The sequence below is a fragment of the Acinetobacter sp. 1000160 genome (assembly GCF_000588715.1).
Classification (GTDB): Bacteria; Pseudomonadota; Gammaproteobacteria; order Pseudomonadales; family Moraxellaceae; genus Acinetobacter; species Acinetobacter courvalinii.
In genome coordinates this window covers 65,490-87,412 of the sequence record NZ_JFWP02000010.1, presented here as the reverse complement: position 1 = coordinate 87,412, position 21,923 = coordinate 65,490, and the positions used below count along the sequence as shown (strand labels likewise).

The 21,923-nt window shown below is 43.1% G+C and carries 19 protein-coding genes and 1 pseudogene; 10 read left to right on the top strand and 10 right to left on the bottom strand.

Annotation, left to right across the window (positions count from 1 at the left end; all coding sequences use genetic code 11):
- Positions 1-32: 32 nt before the first annotated feature.
- From J699_RS02355 to J699_RS02365, 3 genes are all read right to left on the bottom strand, one after another.
- Positions 33-839, bottom strand: a complete 807-nt coding sequence (locus J699_RS02355; RefSeq protein WP_032869872.1) for an SDR family NAD(P)-dependent oxidoreductase — start codon at positions 837-839, stop codon at positions 33-35.
- 14 nt (positions 840-853) lie between these two features.
- Complete coding sequence (locus J699_RS02360; RefSeq protein ID WP_005227049.1) at positions 854-1,516, bottom strand: hypothetical protein; 663 nt, start codon at positions 1,514-1,516, stop codon at positions 854-856.
- Positions 1,517-1,627: 111 nt separating this feature from the next.
- Positions 1,628-2,308: a hypothetical protein gene (locus J699_RS02365; protein WP_032869874.1), complete on the bottom strand. Its 681-nt coding sequence runs from the start codon at positions 2,306-2,308 to the stop codon at positions 1,628-1,630.
- Between the two features lie 368 nt (positions 2,309-2,676).
- Here J699_RS02365 and J699_RS02370 point away from each other — a divergent pair, with 368 nt between their 5' ends.
- Positions 2,677-5,577, top strand: coding sequence for a valine--tRNA ligase (locus J699_RS02370; RefSeq protein ID WP_032869876.1), 2,901 nt, complete (start codon positions 2,677-2,679; stop codon positions 5,575-5,577).
- A 43-nt stretch (positions 5,578-5,620) separates the two neighbouring features.
- Here the strand turns inward: J699_RS02370 and J699_RS19860 are convergent, their stop codons facing one another.
- The 7 genes and pseudogenes from J699_RS19860 to J699_RS02395 all read right to left on the bottom strand — a co-directional run bounded on the left by J699_RS19860 (position 5,621) and on the right by J699_RS02395 (position 12,177).
- Entirely contained in the window at positions 5,621-6,442 is an 822-nt protein-coding gene (locus J699_RS19860; protein WP_228131943.1) for an RNA-directed DNA polymerase, read from the bottom strand.
- Positions 6,443-6,482: 40 nt separating this feature from the next.
- On the bottom strand, positions 6,483-6,875 hold the full coding sequence (locus J699_RS19855; RefSeq protein ID WP_228131944.1) for a hypothetical protein: 393 nt from the start codon (positions 6,873-6,875) through the stop codon (positions 6,483-6,485).
- Between the two features lie 688 nt (positions 6,876-7,563).
- A pseudogene (locus tag J699_RS02375) lies at positions 7,564-7,917 on the bottom strand (endonuclease domain-containing protein); the annotation flags it as partial.
- Positions 7,918-8,048: 131 nt separating this feature from the next.
- Positions 8,049-9,068, bottom strand: coding sequence for a molecular chaperone DnaJ (locus tag J699_RS02380; protein WP_032869878.1), 1,020 nt, complete (start codon positions 9,066-9,068; stop codon positions 8,049-8,051).
- Positions 9,069-9,171: 103 nt separating this feature from the next.
- The gene (locus J699_RS02385) at positions 9,172-9,759 is read right to left on the bottom strand and encodes a hypothetical protein (protein ID WP_032869880.1); all 588 of its coding nucleotides are present in this window, start codon (positions 9,757-9,759) and stop codon (positions 9,172-9,174) included.
- Between the two features lie 136 nt (positions 9,760-9,895).
- Positions 9,896-10,681 carry a 3-hydroxybutyrate dehydrogenase gene (locus J699_RS02390; protein WP_032869882.1) on the bottom strand — a complete coding sequence of 262 codons (786 nt, stop codon included), beginning with the start codon at positions 10,679-10,681 and terminating at the stop codon, positions 9,896-9,898.
- Positions 10,682-10,752: 71 nt separating this feature from the next.
- Positions 10,753-12,177, bottom strand: a complete 1,425-nt coding sequence (locus J699_RS02395) for a GntP family permease (protein WP_032882969.1) — start codon at positions 12,175-12,177, stop codon at positions 10,753-10,755.
- 506 nt (positions 12,178-12,683) lie between these two features.
- On the opposite strand from J699_RS02395, the gene J699_RS02400 reads away from it, so the two are divergent.
- From J699_RS02400 to J699_RS02440, 9 genes are all read left to right on the top strand, one after another.
- Positions 12,684-13,568 carry a LysR family transcriptional regulator gene (locus J699_RS02400; protein WP_004803082.1) on the top strand — a complete coding sequence of 295 codons (885 nt, stop codon included), beginning with the start codon at positions 12,684-12,686 and terminating at the stop codon, positions 13,566-13,568.
- Between the two features lie 176 nt (positions 13,569-13,744).
- Positions 13,745-14,449: a CoA transferase subunit A gene (locus J699_RS02405; protein ID WP_005227039.1), complete on the top strand. Its 705-nt coding sequence runs from the start codon at positions 13,745-13,747 to the stop codon at positions 14,447-14,449.
- A gap of 2 nt (positions 14,450-14,451) precedes the next feature.
- Positions 14,452-15,093, top strand: a complete 642-nt coding sequence (locus J699_RS02410; RefSeq protein ID WP_032869884.1) for a CoA transferase subunit B — start codon at positions 14,452-14,454, stop codon at positions 15,091-15,093.
- A 128-nt stretch (positions 15,094-15,221) separates the two neighbouring features.
- Positions 15,222-16,631: a short-chain fatty acid transporter gene (locus J699_RS02415; protein WP_032869885.1), complete on the top strand. Its 1,410-nt coding sequence runs from the start codon at positions 15,222-15,224 to the stop codon at positions 16,629-16,631.
- A gap of 352 nt (positions 16,632-16,983) precedes the next feature.
- Positions 16,984-18,171, top strand: a complete 1,188-nt coding sequence (locus J699_RS02420) for an ammonium transporter (RefSeq protein ID WP_032870189.1) — start codon at positions 16,984-16,986, stop codon at positions 18,169-18,171.
- 387 nt (positions 18,172-18,558) lie between these two features.
- Positions 18,559-19,503 carry a transporter substrate-binding domain-containing protein gene (locus tag J699_RS02425; protein WP_032869886.1) on the top strand — a complete coding sequence of 315 codons (945 nt, stop codon included), beginning with the start codon at positions 18,559-18,561 and terminating at the stop codon, positions 19,501-19,503.
- Between the two features lie 76 nt (positions 19,504-19,579).
- Positions 19,580-20,323, top strand: a complete 744-nt coding sequence (locus J699_RS02430; protein WP_005227034.1) for an amino acid ABC transporter permease — start codon at positions 19,580-19,582, stop codon at positions 20,321-20,323.
- A 1-nt stretch (position 20,324) separates the two neighbouring features.
- Positions 20,325-21,008 carry an ABC transporter permease subunit gene (locus J699_RS02435; RefSeq protein WP_005227033.1) on the top strand — a complete coding sequence of 228 codons (684 nt, stop codon included), beginning with the start codon at positions 20,325-20,327 and terminating at the stop codon, positions 21,006-21,008.
- Between the two features lie 14 nt (positions 21,009-21,022).
- Entirely contained in the window at positions 21,023-21,748 is a 726-nt protein-coding gene (locus J699_RS02440; RefSeq protein ID WP_171062180.1) for an amino acid ABC transporter ATP-binding protein, read from the top strand.
- The last annotated feature ends 175 nt before the right edge of the window (positions 21,749-21,923 follow it).

Below are 21,923 nucleotides of genomic sequence, written 5' to 3'. Positions count from 1 at the left end.
GCTACACACTTTTAAATACCTCATTGTGATACTTACTTCACTTTCATTTTGCGGATCATTTTATACAGCAAACCCGGCGATAAACGCGACACCAGTACGCCGAGATGCTCTTTTTTACCCCCCACCACAATGTACTCATCCCCTGCCATCAAGGATTCCACCATCCGTTCGGCAAATACATCGGCATCCAGACCATTTTCAATCGCTTCATCCTGATGGCCTTGCGGTTTACCTTCGCCATTTAATGCATTGAAAGACACATTGGTTTTGACAAAACCGGGGAAAACTACTGACACTTCAACACCGTCATTGGCAACTTCGGCACGTAAGCTATTGGCCCACATATGAATGGCGGCTTTGGCAGCCGAATAGGTCGCGCGATATTGCGTACCGAGTAGCCCTGCAACACTGGAGACAAATACCACACGGCCTGATTGCTGTTTCAGGAAAGTCGGCAATACGGTCTTTGTAAAGAACACTTGCGAGAAGTAATCGACTTCCATAATGGCACGTTCAGTATGCATGGTGGTGTCCTGAATCAAGGCACGCTGGCTCAGACCGGCATTATTGATCAGCCAGTCAATCCGTCCCTTTGCTGCCAGCACCTGTTCATGCGCATGACGTACCTGCGCTTCGTCGGTAATATCGGCAGCAATCGAGAGATGCTGTTCAGGCTTGAGTAACCCGACCCGTACCGCTTCCAGCTCATCATAACGGCGTGAGGTCAAAACCACCTGCGCGCCTTGCAATGCACATTCACGTGCCAGCGCTTTGCCTAAACCCGATGAAGCACCGGTAATCCAGACCACTTTATTTTCAAGACTTTTAAGTTTTGCCATTTTTTATATCCTGCCTATGCTGAATGCCGCATGAATTTGAGGAAGTAATCCACATAGGTTGCAGCCAGTTGCTGATCAATCTGGGTACTTAATTTTTCCAGACGTTTATAGCCCAGATGCGTGGTCATGTTAATCACGCCATTTAAGGTTTTATCCACCACAAAATTGAATTTTAAACATTTTTTTGGTTCACGAATCAGGTGATCAACCCCTGCATCAATGACTTCGGTGAGTAATTTAAGTGACTTTGAAATTTCGTTGTGATCGCCATTGGCCAGTTTCTGGCTAGACGCCTTGACCTGCTCGGCCAACGGCTGCTTGACCGGATAGGTCATATAAACCGTTTCATCTTCGATCTGTAAGGTTTTGGAAAGATATTCAACCAGCGGAATTAAACGGTCATTACCAAAAAATGAAATCGACCAAGGCATATATTTACGAATGGCGTCCAGAATCTGCTGAATCACTTTTTCAGATTCGCCTGTTTGCGAATATTGCTGATTTTCTTGTAATAAAACGATAAAAACCTGTTCCATGACTTCACAGGCCATCTCGGACAAGACACTGCCTAAAGCACTGGCCTGGCTTTCTTTGCTCCCTTGCAATAATTGTGTCCGAATATGTGCAAAACGTGCATAAGTATCCGCATGAATATTTAAAAAAACGGCGGTGTTCATTCTAATAACCCTAATTGTTAGATTGAAAAAAAAGAGCTTGTTGAACAAGCCCTTTTATCCAATCTATTTTTCTATCATTTTTGGCGTTGTATGCGCCGAATTTATCACACTCTATTCGCTATCGACATGCATAAATGCTAAAAAATGGTTCACACAATCAGTTGCAGCATTGCTATCGACCTGATCGCTCATTTTTTCCAAACGTTTATAACTGAGATGAGCCGTCATATTAATCACCCCGTTCAGGGTTTTATCCACCACGGTATTAAAGTGAAGACATTTTTTCGGTTCACGGATCAGGTTGGTTACGCCCAGATCCACAATCTGGATCAGGGTCTGGAACACATCGACCATATCACTGATCTCATTATTCTTGAGTCGGGTCACCAAGGCGCGTGCCTGTTGTACCAAATGTCGGTCAATCGGATAAGACACATAGACCTGCTCATCGTGATACTTGATCATATCGGAAAAATAGTTGGCAAAGGGACATAGCCGTTCATTGCCAAAAAATGAAATCGACCAAGGCATATATTTACGTACCGCGCCAATAATTTGCTGGATGATTTTTTCAGATTCAGCCGTATATTTTTGCGTTAACTGGGTCGGCTGGCGATTCTGGATCAATAACACGGAAAAGACCTGCTCAACAATATCACAGGCGATTTCCGACAAGACCTCTCCCAGCAGACGAGCCTGACTTTCAGACGCCCCCGCATTCAATTGCTGGCGAATTGTTTCAAACTGTCCATGCGTAACTTCATTAATCTTCAACAGAATTGAATAACTCATGAGCATCATCCCTTTTTAGTTTTCGCATTTTTATATTGTTGTTTTACGCATCAATATTTTTGAGTTATGTGATGCATTACACACAAATCTAATCTTATTTGCTTAAAAATCCAACGCCTTTCATCGGTTTTATGAGAAAAAATCAAAGTTTATAAGTGCCTTATCAGGATTCAGCCCGTCTTGCCTGCAATCAGGTCATCTGTGCTCAAGAAACTGGATGTGCTCTCATGTCACTGCAACAAACCGGAATGCAGACATTATTTGAGCGGCTCTATTGAATCGGCGATGGCATGCTGAAAGACCTACAGAAGCGAGGATTTTTTGCTACAATAGATGCAATTTTTTATTCAATTTTAATCTTCTGTACTATGACTGACGCTCAATCTGCTCAAAATATTGCAACCACTTACGATCCAACCGAGATCGAAAAGAAGTGGTATCAAATCTGGGAACAACAGGGTTACTTCAAACCTTCAGGTCAAGGTGAATCATTCTGTATCATGATTCCACCACCGAACGTCACCGGTAGCTTGCACATGGGGCATGGCTTTAACAATGCCATCATGGATGCCCTCACCCGTTATAACCGTATGATGGGTAAAAATACCTTATGGCAACCGGGGACTGACCACGCAGGTATTGCAACGCAGATGGTGGTCGAGCGTCAATTGGGTGCGCAAAACATTAGCCGTCATGACCTGGGCCGTGAAAAGTTCATCGAAAAAATCTGGGAATGGAAAGAACAGTCAGGCGGTACCATTACCCGTCAGATCCGTCGTCTCGGCTCATCTGTAGACTGGTCACGCGAACGTTTCACCATGGACGAAGGTCTATCCAATGCAGTGAAAGAAGTGTTCGTCAAACTGCATGAAGATGGCTTGATCTATCGTGGCAAGCGTCTGGTTAACTGGGACCCGAAACTACAAACTGCGCTGTCTGATCTCGAAGTTGAGTCAGATAAAGAAGAAGCAGGTTCATTGTGGCACTTCAAATATTTCTTTGAAGACAAATCACTGCGTACCCACGATGGTAAAGATCACATTGTAGTCGCAACCACACGTCCTGAAACCCTACTGGGTGATACCGCTGTTGCGGTGGCACTGGATGATGAACGCTATGCACATCTTGTGGGTCAGAACATTATCCTGCCAATTACCGGTCGTGCCGTTCCAATCGTTAAAGACGAATATGTCGATAAAGAATTTGGTACCGGCTGTGTAAAAATCACCCCTGCGCACGACTTCAATGACTATGAAGTAGGTAAGCGTTGTGAATTGCCAATCATCAATATCTTCAATAAAAATGCAGAAGTTCTGGCCGAGTTTGAATACATTGCCAAAGCGGGCGAGCAGATTTCTAAAACCATTGCTGCGCCAGCAGACTATATCGGTTTAGAACGTTTTGAAGCGCGTAAGAAACTGGTTGAACAGGCTGAAGCTGAAGGCTGGTTAGAACAGATTCAACCGTATACCTTGAAACCACCTCGCGGTGACCGTTCTGGCGTGATCATTGAGCCACTATTGACTGACCAATGGTATGTGAAAATTGCGCCATTGGCAGAGCCTGCAATCGAAGCGGTAAAAGATGGTCGTATCAAGTTTGTTCCAGAGCAATACAGCAACATGTATATGGCGTGGATGAACAACATTCAGGACTGGTGTATTTCACGTCAGTTGTGGTGGGGTCACCGTATTCCAGCCTGGTACGATGCTGAAGGCAATGTATATGTGGGTCGTGACGAAGCTGAAGTTCGTGCCAAAAATAACATCCCTGCGGATACTGCTCTGAACCAGGATGAAGATGTACTGGATACATGGTTCTCCTCTGCCCTGTGGACCTTCTCGACCTTAGGTTGGACCGGTGATGCAGAGAAAGATGCGGCCAATGATTTCCTTAAAACTTTCCACCCGACTGATGTATTGGTAACAGGTTTTGACATCATCTTCTTCTGGGTTGCACGTATGATCATGATGACCCTGCACTTCATGAAAAATGAAGACGGGACATCACAGATTCCATTCAAGACCGTTTACGTTCACGGCCTAGTGCGTGATGGCGAAGGCCAGAAGATGTCGAAGTCTAAGGGTAACGTGCTTGACCCACTCGACCTGATTGACGGTATCGATCTTGAAAGCCTTGTTGCAAAACGTACCACAGGTTTGATGAATCCGAAACAGGCAGCGAAGATTGAGAAATCGACACGCAAAGAATTCCCGGAAGGCATTCAGGCTTACGGTACAGATGCGGTTCGTTTCACTTTCTGTGCGCTTGCCAATACCGGTCGTGACATCAAGTTCGACATGAAGCGTGTTGAAGGTTACCGTAACTTCTGTAACAAGATCTGGAACGCGACCCGTTTCGTATTGATGAATGTGGAAGGTCAAACTGTTGGCCAAGAAGCACGTCCTAATCTTTGGGAACTGCCTGAACAATGGATCATGAGCCGTCTGCAAAAAGCAGAAGCTGCGGTACATCAGGCATTCGCGACCTATCGTTTAGACCTTGCTGCGCAAGCGATCTATGACTTTATCTGGAATGAATACTGTGACTGGTACGTTGAGTTAACCAAACCGGTTCTGAACGATGCCAATGTATCAGAAGAGCGTAAAGCCGAAGTTCGCCGTGTATTACTTGCAGTAATGGAAGCCTCTTTACGTTTGGCACATCCATTAATGCCGTATTTGACTGAAGAAATCTGGCAAACGCTTGCGCCGATGTTAGGCAAAGGCGGTGCTACGATTATGACTGCGCAATACCCTGTACCTGATCAAGCGAAGGTGAATGATCAAGCTGAAGCTGATATGCAGTGGTTACAAGGCCTGATTGGTGCGGTACGTAACATCCGTGGTGAAATGGGCTTGGGTAATGCGCGTTTATTGCCAGTATTGCTGCAAAACATTTCTGATGCTGAACGTGAGCAAATCACGCGTATCGAAGCGTTATTTAAGGCATTGGCGAAAGTTGAAAGCATTACTTTCTTGGCACAAGGCGAAGAGCCACCGCTTTCTTCTTCAAGTGTTGTAGGTCATGCATCGGTATTTGTACCAATGAAAGGCTTAATTGATCCTAAAGCTGAATTGGGTCGTTTGCAGAAGGACTTGGATAAGGTTCAAAAGCAGCATGATCAAATTGCCAATAAACTTTCGAATGAAGGTTTCGTAGCGAAAGCACCAGCAGCGGTTGTTGAGGGTGAAAAAGTGAAATTGGCTGAGTTTGCTGATCAGTTAGCGAAAATTAAGCAAAGTATGGAGCAGATTGCTGCGCTTTAAGCACTAGTTTGATTCAAAAATCCCCTCGAATGAGGGGATTTTTTTATTTCCATTTTTCTAAATAGTTTGTAAAGATGTTAAAATGACCCTTAATTTGTCTTTTGATGTTTTTTGAATCAAACTCACCAGCAACGCGGTAAGCATAACTCACATAATTTCTCTTACCTATATATGTGAATCTAGTATATAAAGTTCTCATATACATATTATGATTATTATGTAACTTAGCCCTTTGCAATCTATTATAATGAGCAGTTCTCATTCTAATAGCTTTTCTTAATTTATAGTGAAATTTTGAAAGCCCAGTTTCACGTAATAAAATTTCTTGCCCATCATATAACAAACCTAAATATTGTAGCTTATGAGGATAATTAAAACTAGGGATGCCATTTTTCTTAACCAATCCATTTTCAAAAACAATATACTGAGTTTTTTTATCATTAATCTTTAGTTTTAAAGCATCAATTTCTTGCAATATAAAACTTTTAATCTCATCAATATATTCATTATCAACAATAAAAATCATATCATCACAATACCTAAAATATTCCCCATTAATCTCTGTTATTTTACTTTTCATATTCTTATCAAAATTCATCATATAAATATTTGATAACATTCCACTCATTGGAGAACCTTGAGGAATCCCCTTAACTTTTAGATTTCTTTTAATTAACTTATTTTTTCTAACCACATTACGGAAAGTTTGAATATCACACAATCTATCCATACGCTTATGTAAAGTTCGAGAGTTTAGTGATAAATTTAATTTTTTATACAAATCTTCTTTATTTACATATGCAAAATTAGTTAAAGATTTAAAAATTTGATAATGATCTTTAGGTAATCTTGATTCACCAAGCACTTCTAACCATGTTTTTTTTAATAGTTCATGGTTCAGATTATCAAAAAAAACCTGAAATATCTAAACACAACACAGAACAATTTTTCTTTTTATTTATATAATCAAATACTTGTTTTGCAAAATGTATATTGCACATTGATATCTTTTTTAAAGAAGCATCTTTGTGATAAACTTTTCTAAATGCAATAATATTGTTTGATAAATCATTATTATTTAAGAAATCCTCATATTTTAAAGATAATAAATATGAGTAATAAGCATAAATATTACCATCAATATGACTAGGAAAATTAATAAGCCGCTCTTTTTCTTTAAAGTCCAACTTCGATATTTTAGTTTTTTTCTTATTAATCTTACCTTTCAAAGTTACCGTTCGAATTCTTTTTTTATTTTTTCTACAAATTTTTTCATCATTAAGCTTATAAGAAATCATTGGAAAAAAGAATGCACTGAAATTTTCTCTTTATCCACAACATACTCAAAAACTTTTTGATCACTTATTTTTTTATCAAAATGTAGGTAATTACGAAATTTATTTCTTTTTTCGAAGAATTTGGTATTTATATTTTGCATTTTGCCAACTTTGGGAGATTAGACGACTGTTATCTGTATCCTTCAAAAGGACATCCCCCAAAGTCTATTGAAGACATAAACTCAAGCCAGTCTATGCCCTCCTCCTTTTTCGGTACAGTCTAAACATTTCAAAGGAGTATGTGTAGAATGCTACTAATCAGTTTCACTCTCATGCTATATCAAAGCAGTGGGATCAACATCGACATAACAACAATCATCGAGATATTGATGAATAGTTTGAACTATTCATTAATATCGAGGTTTACATCTACAACCTTCTCAGCAATATATAACAATATTCTGACAAGCAAACCCCTAGTAAAACAACTACTAAAGGCAACACAATTCTAATTAATTCTTTATTATTTTCAATAGTATTATTTTTAAATATTAAAAATTAAAGCATTTCATGTTCAAATAATATTCTCAATCCTCTCTTTTTATCCATATATATATCAGCCTATACTTTTCTGCTTTGAACTGTTGTTGCTTGATACCTTCACCTCAGCCCTCTCACATAGGGAATAGGAGCTTTCATTCTTATCCATTTTCAGTTGTGAACACTTCCGCCACAAATCCTCCAACACCATATCCGTTCGGCTCAACACATCAAGATTCCAATACCGCACCACTTTTAAATCCAAAGCTTCTAAAAACTTGGTTCGTTCAGCGTCATATTCTTTTCCGTCGTCAGTACCGTGCTGACTCCCATCCAATTCAATGACCAAACCCAATTCATGACAGTAAAAATCCACAATATAAGGTGCAATCACATGCTGTCTGCGAAATTTCAGATTCATAAACCGTTTAGCACGAAGTAGTTGCCATATTATGTTCTCTGCATCAGTCGCATTACTGCGCATGGCTTTGGCGAATTCTAATAATTGTGGGTCTAGTTTCATTTTTTTCTCCTCTTTTTAATTTCCCTCACCCCAACCCTCTCCCTAAGGGAGAGGGAGCATCCTTTGTGAATTTGATAGTTATTCGATACGCAATGAGTTCCCTCTCCTTTCAGGAGAGGGCTAGGGTGAGGTTACAACACCCCATGCCCCAACAACATCTCCACTCCACTCAGCTTTTTCATATGCTTTAAACGTTCTTTTTCCCACTTCAACTGCTGCTTTAACTCAGCACAATCGGCATCTATGGCTTTATACACATCACTAATATGCACATGCTCAGCTTTGACTTTCTTCGCCAACTGAAAAGAATCCAGAATCTCATCAATTTGACTTTCAAGCTGCTGACTCTGTGCATCTAAAGCCAGTTTATAAAACTTCACTTGCTCCGCCGATAACTCTTTAACTCCAACACCTTTGTTCTGTTCAAGCTGTAATTGCAGTTTCAGTAAATAAAACAAATCCTGCTGTTCATAAGCCTGACTGGCCCGTTGGAATAACTCGGTTTTTTCTTCTTTTTTGGATTCGTCTTGCTCACGGTCAGGATGAATCATCGCAGCAATTTTTAAATACACCGTTTTCAGCGACTGCGCTGCCATCTGCTCAGCTTGTTCTCTTTTCTGCTGTTGTCTGAATTGCTTGGCCTGTTCTCTAGCCTGTTGCTGCTCGGCTACATACTGTTCAAAGTCATCTTGTTCTAACTCTGCCTTTTGCTCAAAACTTTGATGCTGTTCAAACTTGGCTGACTGTACTTTTTTAGTCTTTTTAGCCGATTGCTGGGCATGCTGCTGATAAAAGGTATCGATCTGCTTGACCAGTTTTAACTGTTCATCCTTCAACATCTTGGAACGCTTTAACAGTTGGGCAAGCTGGGCAATTTTTTCATCCAGTTGCTGCATATTAGTTTTGGAAAACTCATGCTGTTGCAACAAATTCCAAAGTTGATCCAACTGCTGAAACAGGATGTCATGCAATTCGCTATACACAGGCATCAGCTTTTGCCTTGTGTGCTGTTGAATCTCGGCTTGCGCATTCTGCCATGTGGCAAGGCTGATTTTTTGCTGTTCTATTTGATCAATCAGACGATTCAGCTTCTTCTGCTGTGAGGAAGGTTCAGCCCTTTTCTTTAAACTGACTTTAAGATCAAAAGACATCACGCATCTGCCTACAAATAAAAAAGTGTAGCAATAATCAGCCGACAAAGTCAGCCAACATTCTCAATATCCTGCTTGGATAAACCAATCGCTGAACTAAGCTTTACTCATCGCCAAATAAGGCATTGGCTGAAACGACTTTGGTAATTTTAACTTTATCCTGTTTCAGCAAGGGATAAATTTTTTGTCTCAGTGCATCATTGGTCATCGTGCCATTCAGATTCAGTAACACTGGTTCTTCACTCAGAGAACCTTTGCCCAAGTATTCTTGATTCAAATCATTGGTGGTTGCCTGATTGACCACCACAAAATATCCCGTAATGCCTTTGACCTGACCACAGGCCAAACTTTGCGGTGACCAATCCCCGTGGCGAATCACTTTTTGCAACCTATAGCCTTTGTTTTTTAATTGCTGCATTTGCGCTGCTGTTGCGATTGGAAAATCAATGCGCTTTTGTTGTCCTTTCCAGTTCACCAGCAAATGACTGGATTGACAAGATTCACGCATAACGCCGCCACTGCCTCTCAACGTGCCTTCGTCTGGATCATAACAGGATGAAATGACCTGAAAAATCGCTTCACCACAATGCAAAGGCTCAGATTGATAAGTCTTGAATGGCGTTGCTTGGGCTTGGTTTATTTGAGTTAAACAGACTGATAAAAAGCAAAAACTGACAAATTTATTGTTCATATGAAGTCGTATTAGAATTAAAGGCTGATTCATTGTAACAGATGAAAAAATTAAACAAATTGCGCTGTGCTAGCTCATTACTTTCATTTCATAAAAAACCGCCCAATTGAGCGGCTTTTTTAATCACATAAATGGATTACTGTGTGGTATAACCTCCATCCATCACTACCGCCTGCCCTGTAATGCCTGCGCCTTTGCTGCTGGCCAGGAAAATGGCATAGTCGGCAATTTCCTCCACGCTGAGTAAACGCTTCTGCGGCACCATGGCTAAAATCACATCTTCCAAAGCACTTTCCAGACTCACATTACGGGTTTTGGCTAAGTCCGCAATTTGCCCACGCACCAACGGTGTATCCACATAGCCTGGGCATAATGCATTCACGGTAATCCCGTCACGGGCACATTCCAGAGCTGCCACTTTGGTCAAACCGATCACCCCATGCTTGGCGCTGTTATACCCCGCCTTACCTGCAAAGCCAATCAGACCATTGATCGAAGACATATTGATAATCCGGCCATATTGTTGTGCTTTCATAATCGGAAATGCATGTTTAATCCCGATAAATGAACCTGTCAGCATCACTTGGACCAGTTTCTGGTAAATCTCGGTTGAGAAGTCTTCAATCGCTGCGACATGCTGAAAACCGGCATTATTGATCAGGATATCCAGACGCCCAAAGGTTTGTGTAGTCAAATCAATCGCGGCTTTATAAGCCTGTTCATCAGTTACATCACAAGGCGCAGACAAGGCTTCAAATCCTTGCTGTTTTAACTGTTCCACCGCTTGCTGACATTTCTCGGCATTCACATCAGAAATCACCACTTTGGCACCTTCCTGCGCAAATTTTTTCGCAATTTCCAGACCAATGCCACTGGCTGAACCGGTTATAAAGGCTACTTTGGCTTCAAGTTGTTGAGTCACTGCGTTACTCCTGTTTTTGTTTATCTGGATTGCTCGCCCTTATTATGGGCAAGCTCAAATTAAAATATGTCTCATACAATCCCGAACCATGTAAATGCAGCAATCACCACAAATACCGCCAAGGTTTTAATAATCGTCACTGCGAAAATATCTTTATAGGATTGCTTATGAGTTAAGCCTGTGACCGCAAGCAAGGTAATTACCGCGCCATTATGTGGGAGTGTGTCCATACCGCCTGAGGCCATCGCCACCACACGATGCATCACTTCCGGTGGAATGCCTGCTGCGACAATGGCAGCGTTATAGGTTTCTGCCATCGCACTTAAAGCAATACTCATCCCGCCCGAGGCTGAACCGGTAATCCCTGCCAACACGGTCGTGGTCACAGCTCCATTGACCAAAGGATTGGTGAATGTGGTACCGAGTGCATGACTAATCAAAGCGAAGCCTGGCAATGCCGCAATAATCGCACCAAAACCATATTCTGAAGCAGTATTCATCACCGCCAGCAATGAACCACTGATACTGGCATTCACTCCTTCTTTAAAGTTGGTCACTACACGTTGATAATCAAATAAAATTGCCGCAATGATCCCGACAATCAAGGCCAAACCGACTGCCCAAATCGCCCCTGTTTTTGCCACATCAACCGTGTAGTTAGCGAGACCAATTGCATTAAAATCAAAGCCATTCGGATACCATTCTTTGATGGCTGTGGACAGATAACGGTTCATGACCGCAACCAGAATCAACGGCACAAAGGCCATGCATTGACGCAGTACTGAACTATTGCTTTGGGTTGATGATTCAACATCGGCAGCCATTTGTGTGACTGGAGCCTCAGCAGCAAAACCAGCATAACCTTCCCCTGCACGAGCCGCAACTTTACGGCGTGACTCCAGATACAGTAGCCCCATGCTCAACACAAAGATCGCCCCGATCACACCCAAAAACGGTGCAGCATAGATATTGGTGCCAAAGAACGTCGTTGGAATTACGTTTTGAATTTGGGGTGTCCCCGGCAAGGCATCCATGGTGAATGTAAATGCACCTAAGGCAATCGTGCCGGGAATCAGTCGTTTTGGAATATTGGCTTGCTGGAACAGCTGATTGGCAAATGGATAAATCGCAAATACCGCCACGAACAGGCTGACACCGCTATAGGTCAGAATGGCACCGAGTAAGACCACGGTTAAAATGGCTTTCTTTGCACCAATCCAGTTAACAATGGTGCGGGCAATCGACTCGGCAATACCCGACATTTCTACCACTTTGCCAAAGATTGCACCCAGCAAGAACACCAGAAAATAGTCTTTAATGAAATTGACCATCTTTGGCATGAAAACGCCCGAATAAAACGGCAACACATTGGCGGGGTTGATCAGAAAGACTGCCAGCAAGGCGCATAACGGCGCCATGAGAATGACGGAAAAACCGCGATAGGCCGTGTACATCAGCAAGCCTAAAGACAGCAGAATGACAAATAAGTCCCACATATTCTTTTACTCCATTCCAAAGAATATATGTCAGGGTCAACCAGATTATTTTTTTTATACTGTGTGGTGGTTATCCTAACCATAAATAAAATCAAGAAACTGCCGATGGCAATACAGCATCTCAAAACAAAGATACATGCTCAAACGTATTTTAAAATAGCATTAAAACCATAAAAAACAAGACGATTAAAACAAAATACATCATTTTAATTTTTATTAAAAATCAATATATTACAAAAACTAACAGCAAAAAATTTAATTGATTAATAAAACAAATTAACTATTGAATAATACTCATCAATCCATTTAAAGTATATTTAGCTTATTCTTTTTAAAATCCATTTTTCGATATTGAGATAAAGTGAGTGAATAATCACTTGTCCTTGAGTTAAAAACAAACAGCTTGCCTTGCGCCAGCGAATTAACAAAAATACCAGTCACAATGCGCTGTTTTTTTTATAAATTACACCATATAAATCAAAAACTTTCCGAACAGGCGACTGAACATGACACTTAAGCAACTCAAGGCATTTCTTGCGCTGACGCGTACCCTGAATTATGCAAATGCCTCTGCTGAACTGCATCTCAGTCAGTCTGCGTTAAGTTTGAGTATCAAATCACTGGAAGAAGAACTCGGCGGCAAGCTATTTAAGCGCAATACCCGTCGGGTCGAGCTGACACAGGAAGGAAAGTCATTGATCCCCTATGCCAAGAAATTACTGGCCAACTGGGAGGATATGGAAAAGGATGTTAAACAACGTTTTAAACTCAACCGCGGCACCCTGAACATTGCCTCAATGCCCTTTGTCACCCATGCGATTTTGCCGCAAGTGATTCATAGCTTCTTAGCCAAGCACCCCAATATCAGTTTTTCCATTCATGATATTCCCAATGAGAAAGTACTGGAAAATGTTCAGGATGGTATTTTTGAAATTGGAATTTGCTTTGAACCGCCACGCAATGATCAACTGGAATTTAAGCCCTTATTTGAGGAAGATTTTCTGGCGCTGTTGCCCAAGACGCATCCACTGGCAAGTGCAGATTCGATCAGTTGGAAACAGCTGTGCGCCAATCCCTTTGTGACCTTGCAGCATCCCTCCATTGTTCGGCACCTGATTGAAGAAAACTGTCTTAAAAATCATCTGACTTTAGATCTAAAAGTTGAATGTCATCAAATCAGTTCCCTCTCCAGCTTTGTGGCATTGGATATGGGCGTCAGTGCCATTCCCCGCCATTTTCAGAATTTTATCGACAAGGAACATAACGTTTTGATTGAGATTGAAGACGGTAAACTGCCGCAAGCGATTGGCATTGTCTATAAAAAAGACTTTGAGCTTTCCAATATTTCAGCCGAGTTTATCGAGATCCTGCTACAACATGATTTTGGCTAAGACCCTTCAGTCGCTACACCAAGACCAACCGCCCGTCATAGCATCCTTTTGGGGGAAATCGATGAATTTTCTGGTATTAATGAGTTTCCCTCATTAATCCTTTAGAAATTTAAACTTCTGTAAATAATCCCTGAGTGCTAAAACTAATAGAAACCAAGGAATTTACAGGTGAAAAAATGAATAAAGTCTATTCAACCGCAGCACTGGCACTACAAGATGTGGTGCAAGATCAGCAGACCTTTGCAGTGGGCGGTTTTGGCCTATGCGGTATTCCTGAGGCATTGATCCAAGCGCTAAAAGATACAGGTGTAACCGGCCTGACCTGTATTTCCAATAATGCAGGTATTGATGATTTTGGCTTGGGTGTGTTGCTCAAAACCCGACAAATTAAAAAAATGATCTCGTCTTATGTGGGCGAAAATAAAGAATTTGAACGCCAATATCTAAACGGCGAACTTGAGGTTGAACTCACACCTCAAGGTACACTCGCCGAAAAACTACGCGCTGGTGGTGCAGGCATTCCTGCTTTTTATACTGCAACAGGTGCAGGTACCTTGGTGGCTGAAGGTAAGGAACAACGCGAATTTAATGGTCGCACCTATATCCTTGAACCGTCACTGACCGCAGATGTGGCACTGGTCAAAGCCTATAAAGCGGATAAAGCTGGCAATCTGGTATTCCGTAAAACCGCACAAAACTTCAACCCTGAATGTGCCATGGCTGGAAAAATTACCATTGCCGAAGTTGAACAGATCGTTGAGATTGGCGAACTTGATCCAGATGAAATCCATTTAGCGGGCATTTACGTCAATCGTGTGGTACTGAATGCCACACCTGAAAAACGGATCGAACAAAAAACCCTAAAAGCACAGGACGCATAATCATGGCATGGACACGTGAACAAATGGCACAACGTGCCGCAAAAGAATTACAAGATGGTTTCTACGTCAATCTCGGTATTGGCCTGCCAACACTGGTTGCCAACTACATTCCAGAGGATATGGATGTATGGCTGCAATCGGAAAATGGTCTACTCGGCATTGGCGAATTTCCTACCGAACAACAACTCGACCCTGATTTAATCAATGCAGGTAAACAAACTGTCACTGCGCGTGCAGGTGCGGCCTTTTTCTCAAGCAGTGAATCCTTCGCCATGATCCGTGGTGGTCACGTCAATATCGCCATTCTGGGTGCCATGGAAGTTTCTGAACAAGGTGACCTCGCCAACTGGATGATTCCGGGCAAAAAAGTCAAAGGGATGGGCGGTGCCATGGATCTGGTTGCCGGCGTACAACGCGTGGTGGTGTTGATGGAACACAATGCCAAAGATGGTACCGCTAAAATCGTCAAACAATGCAGCTTACCGCTCACAGGACAAAAAGTGGTGCATCGCATCATTACCGATCTGGGCGTACTGGATGTGGTTGCTGAAGGCATCCAACTGGTCGAGTTAGCCCCTGATGTGACTGAACAACAAATCCGGGAGGCAACGGGTGTCGAGCTGTTGATTGAAGCCCAAGCTTAACTGATTACTTCCTTTTATTTCCCTTATTGAAGTGATGCTTTCCGAGCATCACTTTTAGCCGTTTTTAGGCAACAAAAAATTCATTTAGGACAAATGAACTTTATAACAATCAAAGATGGATGCTTAAGATGAATAAACAACCTGCGCTGTTGGAGCGTTTCGCATTACGGATCAGTAACTGGTCGGAAAAATGGTTTCCAGACTCTTATATCTTTGCCTTACTCGGTGTCATCATTGTTTCATTCGCTGCAATCTGTATAGGTGCCCCGGTACAGGATGTTGCCAGTTCGTTCGGTAACGGTTTCTGGAGCTTAATTCCCTTTACCCTGCAAATGACCATGCTGATTATCGTCGGTTACGTGGTTTCCGTGTCTGCGCCTGTGAAAAAACTGATTCAGATGATGGCGCGTATTCCGCATTCGGGACGTAGTGCCATTGTCTTGGTTGCCACCACAAGTCTGCTCATTTCACTGGTCAATTGGGCGGTCAGTACCATTTTAACTGCCTTACTGGTGATTGCACTGGCCAAGCGTAAAGAGCTACAGATGGACTATCGTGCTGCTGCAGCAGCTGCCATTATTGGCATGGGCGCGACCTGGGCGCTGGGCATCAGTTCGTCTGCAGCACAATTACAGGCCAATAAAGCCAGTCTGCCTGAGTCGATCTATAACTTAACCGGTGTGATTCCATTTACTGAAACCATTTTCCTGTGGCAGTCTTTGCTCATGACTTTGATTCTGGTGATTGTTTCGATTGCGATTGCCTATTGGTCTGCGCCTAAGGGCGACAATGTCAAAACCATGCAAGATTTTGAGCTGGATTTTGAAGAAGAGGAAAAGACTGAAGTTAAATCGACCCGACCAGGCGACTGGCTGGAAAACTCCCCCCTGTTGACCATTGTTGTGGTGGCATTAGGCTTGATCTGGATGTTTATCGAGTTTTCCAAAACCAATCCCATCATTGCCATTTCCAGTCTCAACACCTATAACTTTGTGTTTTTAATGTTAGGTCTGGCCTTACACCGTACCCCGCGTAATTTTCTCAATGCCGTCAGTCAGGCGGTGCCTGCGGTCTCAGGAATTCTGATCCAGTTCCCGCTCTACGGCAGTATTGCCTTTATTATGACGCAAGCCTTAAACAGCGAAGACCTTTCCCTATCCCACTATATTGCCGAATTCTTTGTCTCGATTGCCTCCAAAGAAACCTTTGCCATTGTGATGGGCATCTACTCTGCGGTACTGGGTTTCTTTGTACCCTCTGGCGGCGGGAAATGGATTATTGAAGCGCCCTATGTGATGCAGGCCGCCAATGATCTGCAAGTGCATCTCGGCTGGTCGGTACAGATTTATAATGCAGCAGAAGCATTGCCCAACCTGATCAACCCCTTCTTTATGCTGCCCATGCTCGGGATTTTAAAACTCAAAGCCAAAGACGTGATTGGTTTTACCGTCACCCAACTGGTTGTTCATCTACCTTTGGTGCTGTTTTTACTCTGGATTTTAGGCAGAACCTTAAGCTATACCCCACCTGTGCTGTAAATACGCAGGCTCCCCATCGTCAGGCATGATCGTCTATCCGATCAAGATAAAGCGTGACGATGGTATGCTCGCTTGCGTTTGTTCATCAACTAAAACAATAAATGAAATTTGCAGGGTGATATTGCATTCAAACCACCGCATAAACTGTGCTATTTTTAAGCAAATTGCACCACTATTCACCAAAATTACAAATTAATTTCTAAATTGGTGCACTTTTTGCATTATTTATTTCATTAAATTGGGCTGTTCCCCTACAGCCTGAGTTTTTAGATTTACTAAATCCTTTTTGGTGCAAAAAATGAATCAAAGCTATGCGCCAGAATCGAATTTAGCACTTTTTTTGAGCACCACTATGCAAAACGTAGATCTATTTTTCTTACTGCTCGGTGCAGTACTGGTATTGGCAATGCATGCTGGCTTTGCATTTCTGGAACTCGGCACAGTACGGCATAAAAATCAGGTGAATGCCTTAAGTAAAATCCTGACCGACTTCGCCATTTCAGCGATTGCCTACTTCTTTGTCGGCTACTGGATTGCCTATGGCCAGAACTTTTTCCATGCAGGGAGCACCTTAGCCTCAGACCATGGTTATAACCTGATGCGCTGTTTCTTCCTGCTAACCTTTGCCGCAGCCATTCCGGCGATTATTTCAGGCGGGATTGCCGAACGTGCCAAGATGCGCTCGCAAGCGATTGCGACCCTGCTTTTGGTGGCGCTGATCTATCCCTTCTTTGAAGGCATGATCTGGAATGGCAACTATGGCTTGCAAAAGTGGCTAGAAAACACATTTGGTGCAAGTTTCCACGACTTTGCCGGTTCAGTTGTGGTGCATGCCATGGGTGGCTGGATCGCGTTGGCTGCCGTGATTTTATTGGGTGCACGACATGGTCGCTATAAAAATGATGGACGTGTCAGCGCTCACCCGCCGTCTTCAATTCCATTCCTTGCCTTAGGTTCATGGATCCTGATCGTCGGCTGGTTTGGCTTTAACGTGATGAGCGCTCAACGGGTTGAAGCCATTTCAGGTCTGGTCGCGATTAATTCATTGATGGCAATGGTCGGTGGCACCCTGGCAGCAAATTTTATGGGTAAAAATGACCCGGGCTTCTTACACAATGGTCCGCTGGCGGGACTGGTCGCGATTTGTGCAGGCTCAGACATTGTGCACCCTATTGGTGCATTACTAATTGGTGGCATCGCCGGTGCACTGTTTGTTTACCTGTTTACCTATACCCAAAACAAGCTGAAAGTCGATGATGTACTGGGGGTCTGGCCTTTACACGGCGTATGTGGTGCCTTTGGTGGGATTGCCGCAGGAATTTTTGGACAACAAGCACTGGGCGGGCTTGGCGGTGTTTCCTTTATTTCACAAATCATTGGTACCAGTCTGGGTATTATTGTTGCACTGGCTGGCGGCTTCCTGGTTTATGGTCTGTTAAAAGCCACGCTTGGACTGCGTCTTTCCCAGGAAGACGAGTATCGTGGTGCGGACCTGTCCATCCATAAAATTTCAGCGAACTCCGAAGAATCGATGTTCTAATTTTTATCCTATTTAAACGCGGCTGATCAGGCCGCTTTTTTTATCTCTTCTTAAAAATACGGTCTCTTTACTTCGTTGCGCATAGACGTACAGAACAGCAATGCCTGAATAAAGCCATTTATCCATACGGCATGAATGGCATAAATTATGCTTTATATATCCTGCATTTTTATCAGAATTCATTCATTTAAAAACTGCTTAATTCATCAACAGTTACCATTAACAAAACGGTAAACAATATCGCTTGAGCAATCGTATGCAAGTTGATTAAGATGAAAAATAATGTATTTTTTATGTTTAGAAAGAAAACATTATTTTTCATAACAATCAACGGTTAAACCGCAACAATTACGAATGCATCAGAATGATACAAAAGGAGTTTTGTAGATGACATCTAAACGCACCATGACCTCGCTGCTTTGTGCAAGCGCCCTGATGTTGGGACTCAGTGCCTGTAGCGACAATAAGGCCCCTGCTGCCAGTGACAAAGCGGCGGATGGTAGTGCTTCTTCTTCGGGCACACTCAATAAAATTAAAAGCTCTGGTACGATTGTACTCGGCTATCGTGACTCATCGATTCCCTTTTCCTACATTGCTTCCAATCCGAATCAGCCAGTCGGTTATGCCCATGACCTGCAACTCAAGGTAGTTGAAGCGGTCAAGCAAAAGCTGAATATGCCAGACCTGAAAATCCGCTATAACCTGGTGACCAGCCAGAACCGTATTCCACTGGTCTCCAATGGGACGGTTGATCTGGAGTGTGGTTCAACCACCAACAATAAAGAGCGTCAGCAACAGGTTGATTTCTCGGTCGGTTTCTTTGAAGTGGGTTCAAGACTGCTCACGGCCAAGAACTCCGGTATCAAGGACTTTTCAGATTTAAAAGGCAAGAAACTGGTCACCACAGCAGGAACGACCTCTGAACGTTATATCCGCCAGCACCAGCAAGAACTGGGCATTGGCGAAATCATTTCTGCCAAAGACCATGCCGAATCATTCCTGATGCTGCAAAATGGTCGTGCTGTGGCATTTATGATGGATGATATTTTACTTGCGGGTGAAAAATCCAAAGCCAAAGACCCGAATCAATGGGAAATCGTCGGCTCTGCGCCAATTCATGAAATCTATGGCTGTATGCTGCGTAAAGGTGATACAGGCTTTAAACAAGTCGTTGATGATGCCATTAAAGCCACTTATGCTTCTGGTGAAATCAATAACATGTATAAAAAATGGTTCCAGCAACCAATTCCACCAAAAAATATTAACCTGGACTTTGCGATGTCTGATCAGCTCAAAGCCTTGATTGCCAATCCACATGACCGGGATAAGTAATTCCCCGCGATAACAAGACTATTATTGCAGAACCGGGAAACAGAGGATGTTCTCCCGTTTCTTCTCAGGAGTTATTATGAATTATAGCTGGAACTGGGGAGTATTGTGGCAATCGACAGGTATTGGAGACACCACCTACCTGAACTGGATTATCACCGGCCTGGGATGGCTGATCGTGATTGCTGTTGTCGCATGGAGTATCGCCATGCTGCTAGGCAGTATCCTCGGAATTATGCGCACACTTCCAAATAAAACCGCTAGGGCCATCGGTACGGCCTATGTCACCGTGTTCAGGAATATCCCTTTACTGGTTCAGTTGTTTATTTGGTTTTATGTGGTTCCCAACTTTCTGCCTGCACCGATTAAAAACTGGTGGATGAATGATCTTGGTGCCAATACCACTGCCCTGATATCGGCCAGTATCGGACTTGGACTGTTTACTGCAGCACGTGTCTGTGAACAGGTCCGCACTGGTATTGAAGCACTGCCCAAAGGGCAAATTAATGCCGGTTATGCCATGGGATTTTCGACTCTGCAACTGTACCGCTATGTCATTCTGCCACAATCTTTTCGTACCATTTTACCGCCGTTGAGTTCCGAGCTGACCAACTGCGTGAAAAATACCTCGGTTGCGTCTTTGGTGGGTGTGGCAGAAATTATTTCGCAGATGAAAACCATCAGTGAATACACCCAGAACACCATCGAAATCTACACCTATGTCACCGTGATTTTTATTGTCATCAATATCTGTCTTATCTTTGCCATGAACCTGCTGGAAAAGCGTTTACGCATTCCTGGTTTAATATCAGGAGGTAAGTAGCATGGAATGGTTCACTTCTTTTCTCAGTGATTTACAGCAGTCCGGACCGGCTCTCTGGCATGGTTTCAGCATTACCTTAAAAGTCGTGGTCATCGCCACCATTGGCGGTATTGCCATTGGTACGCTGCTGGCATTAATGCGTCTGTCATCCATCAGGATTCTGAATGTGGTTGCACAGGCTTATGTCAACCTGTTCCGTTCCATCCCCCTGCTGCTGGTGCTGATGTGGTTTTATTTTGCCGTTCCCTTTATCTATACCGCAGCAACAGGCCAGTATCTGACCATTGATACCGCACTGGTTTCAAGTATCGTGGCATTTATGCTGTTTGAAGCCGCTTACTTTTCTGAAATTGTCCGTGCCGGTATCCAGTCGATTCCGAAAGGACAGGCTGCGGCGGCATCCGCGCTGGGCATGAGTTATGGGCAGTCGATGCGCCTGATTATCCTGCCACAGGCCTTTAGAAAAATGATGCCGTTATTACTTCAGCAAACCATTATCCTGTTTCAGGATTCCACCATGGTCTATGCCATTGGTCTGCTCGACTTTTTCAGAACAACCTATGTTCGTGGAGATTTAATGTCCTTGCTTACCCAATATATTCTATTTGCAGGACTTGTGTACTTTACCATCAGCGCGATTGCCACATTCGCAGTTAAACGTTTACAAAGGAGGTTACGGGTATGAGCGACAATAAAGTAATGATAGACCTCCAAAATGTCAGTAAATGGTACGACCAGTTTCAGGTACTGACCGATTGCAGCACCCAGATCCGTCAAGGTGAAGTGGTAGTGGTCTGCGGTCCTTCAGGTTCAGGCAAGTCCACCTTGATTAAAACCGTCAATGGGCTGGAACCCTTTCAACAGGGTAAAATCTTTGTCGATGGCGTCCCCGTGCACGAACCCAAAACCGATATGACCAAACTGCGTAGCCGGGTCGGTATGGTGTTTCAGCATTTTGAACTGTTTCCACATCTGAGCATTACTGAAAACCTGACCATAGCCCAGATCAAGGTCTTGGGACGTTCGGAAGCAGAAGCCAATAAAAAAGGACTGGCTTATCTGGACCGTGTTGGACTCAGTGCCCATGCCAATAAATATCCGGCCCAGCTTTCAGGCGGGCAACAGCAACGGGTGGCGATTGCACGTGCGCTGAGTATGGATCCGATTGCCATGCTGTTTGATGAACCGACTTCGGCACTTGATCCGGAAATGATCAACGAAGTACTGGATGTCATGGTCGGGCTGGCCAAAGAAGGCATGACCATGATGTGTGTGACCCATGAAATGGGCTTTGCCCGTCAGGTGGCTAACCGGATTATCTTTATGGATCAGGGTAAAATTGTTGAAGACTGCTCCAAAGATGAATTCTTTGGTACGCCACGTGGCGAACGCGCGCAGCAGTTCCTCGATAAAATTTTGCACTAACCTAAACGATATGTAACAAATAAAGCAGCCTAAACGGCTGCTTTTTATCGAATAAAGCTCGAGCGTTATTTGATAAAATGCTCAAACTTGCCCTCCCGATTTCTACAATCTTTAAGCTTTTCCAAGCAAGCGTTCAGCCAACATTTTTTTATATAAATTTAAGAGCAGATTAAGC

Excerpts from the sequence above, each read along its gene's own strand:
- J699_RS02355 (WP_032869872.1), bottom strand. The coding sequence starts at position 839 with ATGGCAAAACTTAAAAGTCTTGAAAATAAAGTGGTCTGGATTACCGGT.
- J699_RS02360 (WP_005227049.1), bottom strand. The coding sequence starts at position 1,516 with ATGAACACCGCCGTTTTTTTAAATATTCATGCGGATACTTATGCACGT.
- J699_RS02365 (WP_032869874.1), bottom strand. The coding sequence starts at position 2,308 with ATGAGTTATTCAATTCTGTTGAAGATTAATGAAGTTACGCATGGACAG.
- J699_RS02370 (WP_032869876.1), top strand. The coding sequence starts at position 2,677 with ATGACTGACGCTCAATCTGCTCAAAATATTGCAACCACTTACGATCCA.
- J699_RS19855 (WP_228131944.1), bottom strand. The coding sequence starts at position 6,875 with ATGATTTCTTATAAGCTTAATGATGAAAAAATTTGTAGAAAAAATAAA.
- J699_RS02380 (WP_032869878.1), bottom strand. The coding sequence starts at position 9,068 with ATGTCTTTTGATCTTAAAGTCAGTTTAAAGAAAAGGGCTGAACCTTCC.
- J699_RS02385 (WP_032869880.1), bottom strand. The coding sequence starts at position 9,759 with ATGAACAATAAATTTGTCAGTTTTTGCTTTTTATCAGTCTGTTTAACT.
- J699_RS02395 (WP_032882969.1), bottom strand. The coding sequence starts at position 12,177 with ATGTGGGACTTATTTGTCATTCTGCTGTCTTTAGGCTTGCTGATGTAC.
- J699_RS02400 (WP_004803082.1), top strand. The coding sequence starts at position 12,684 with ATGACACTTAAGCAACTCAAGGCATTTCTTGCGCTGACGCGTACCCTG.
- J699_RS02405 (WP_005227039.1), top strand. The coding sequence starts at position 13,745 with ATGAATAAAGTCTATTCAACCGCAGCACTGGCACTACAAGATGTGGTG.
- J699_RS02410 (WP_032869884.1), top strand. The coding sequence starts at position 14,452 with ATGGCATGGACACGTGAACAAATGGCACAACGTGCCGCAAAAGAATTA.
- J699_RS02415 (WP_032869885.1), top strand. The coding sequence starts at position 15,222 with ATGAATAAACAACCTGCGCTGTTGGAGCGTTTCGCATTACGGATCAGT.
- J699_RS02420 (WP_032870189.1), top strand. The coding sequence starts at position 16,984 with ATGCAAAACGTAGATCTATTTTTCTTACTGCTCGGTGCAGTACTGGTA.
- J699_RS02425 (WP_032869886.1), top strand. The coding sequence starts at position 18,559 with ATGACATCTAAACGCACCATGACCTCGCTGCTTTGTGCAAGCGCCCTG.
- J699_RS02430 (WP_005227034.1), top strand. The coding sequence starts at position 19,580 with ATGAATTATAGCTGGAACTGGGGAGTATTGTGGCAATCGACAGGTATT.
- J699_RS02435 (WP_005227033.1), top strand. The coding sequence starts at position 20,325 with ATGGAATGGTTCACTTCTTTTCTCAGTGATTTACAGCAGTCCGGACCG.
- J699_RS02440 (WP_171062180.1), top strand. The coding sequence starts at position 21,023 with ATGATAGACCTCCAAAATGTCAGTAAATGGTACGACCAGTTTCAGGTA.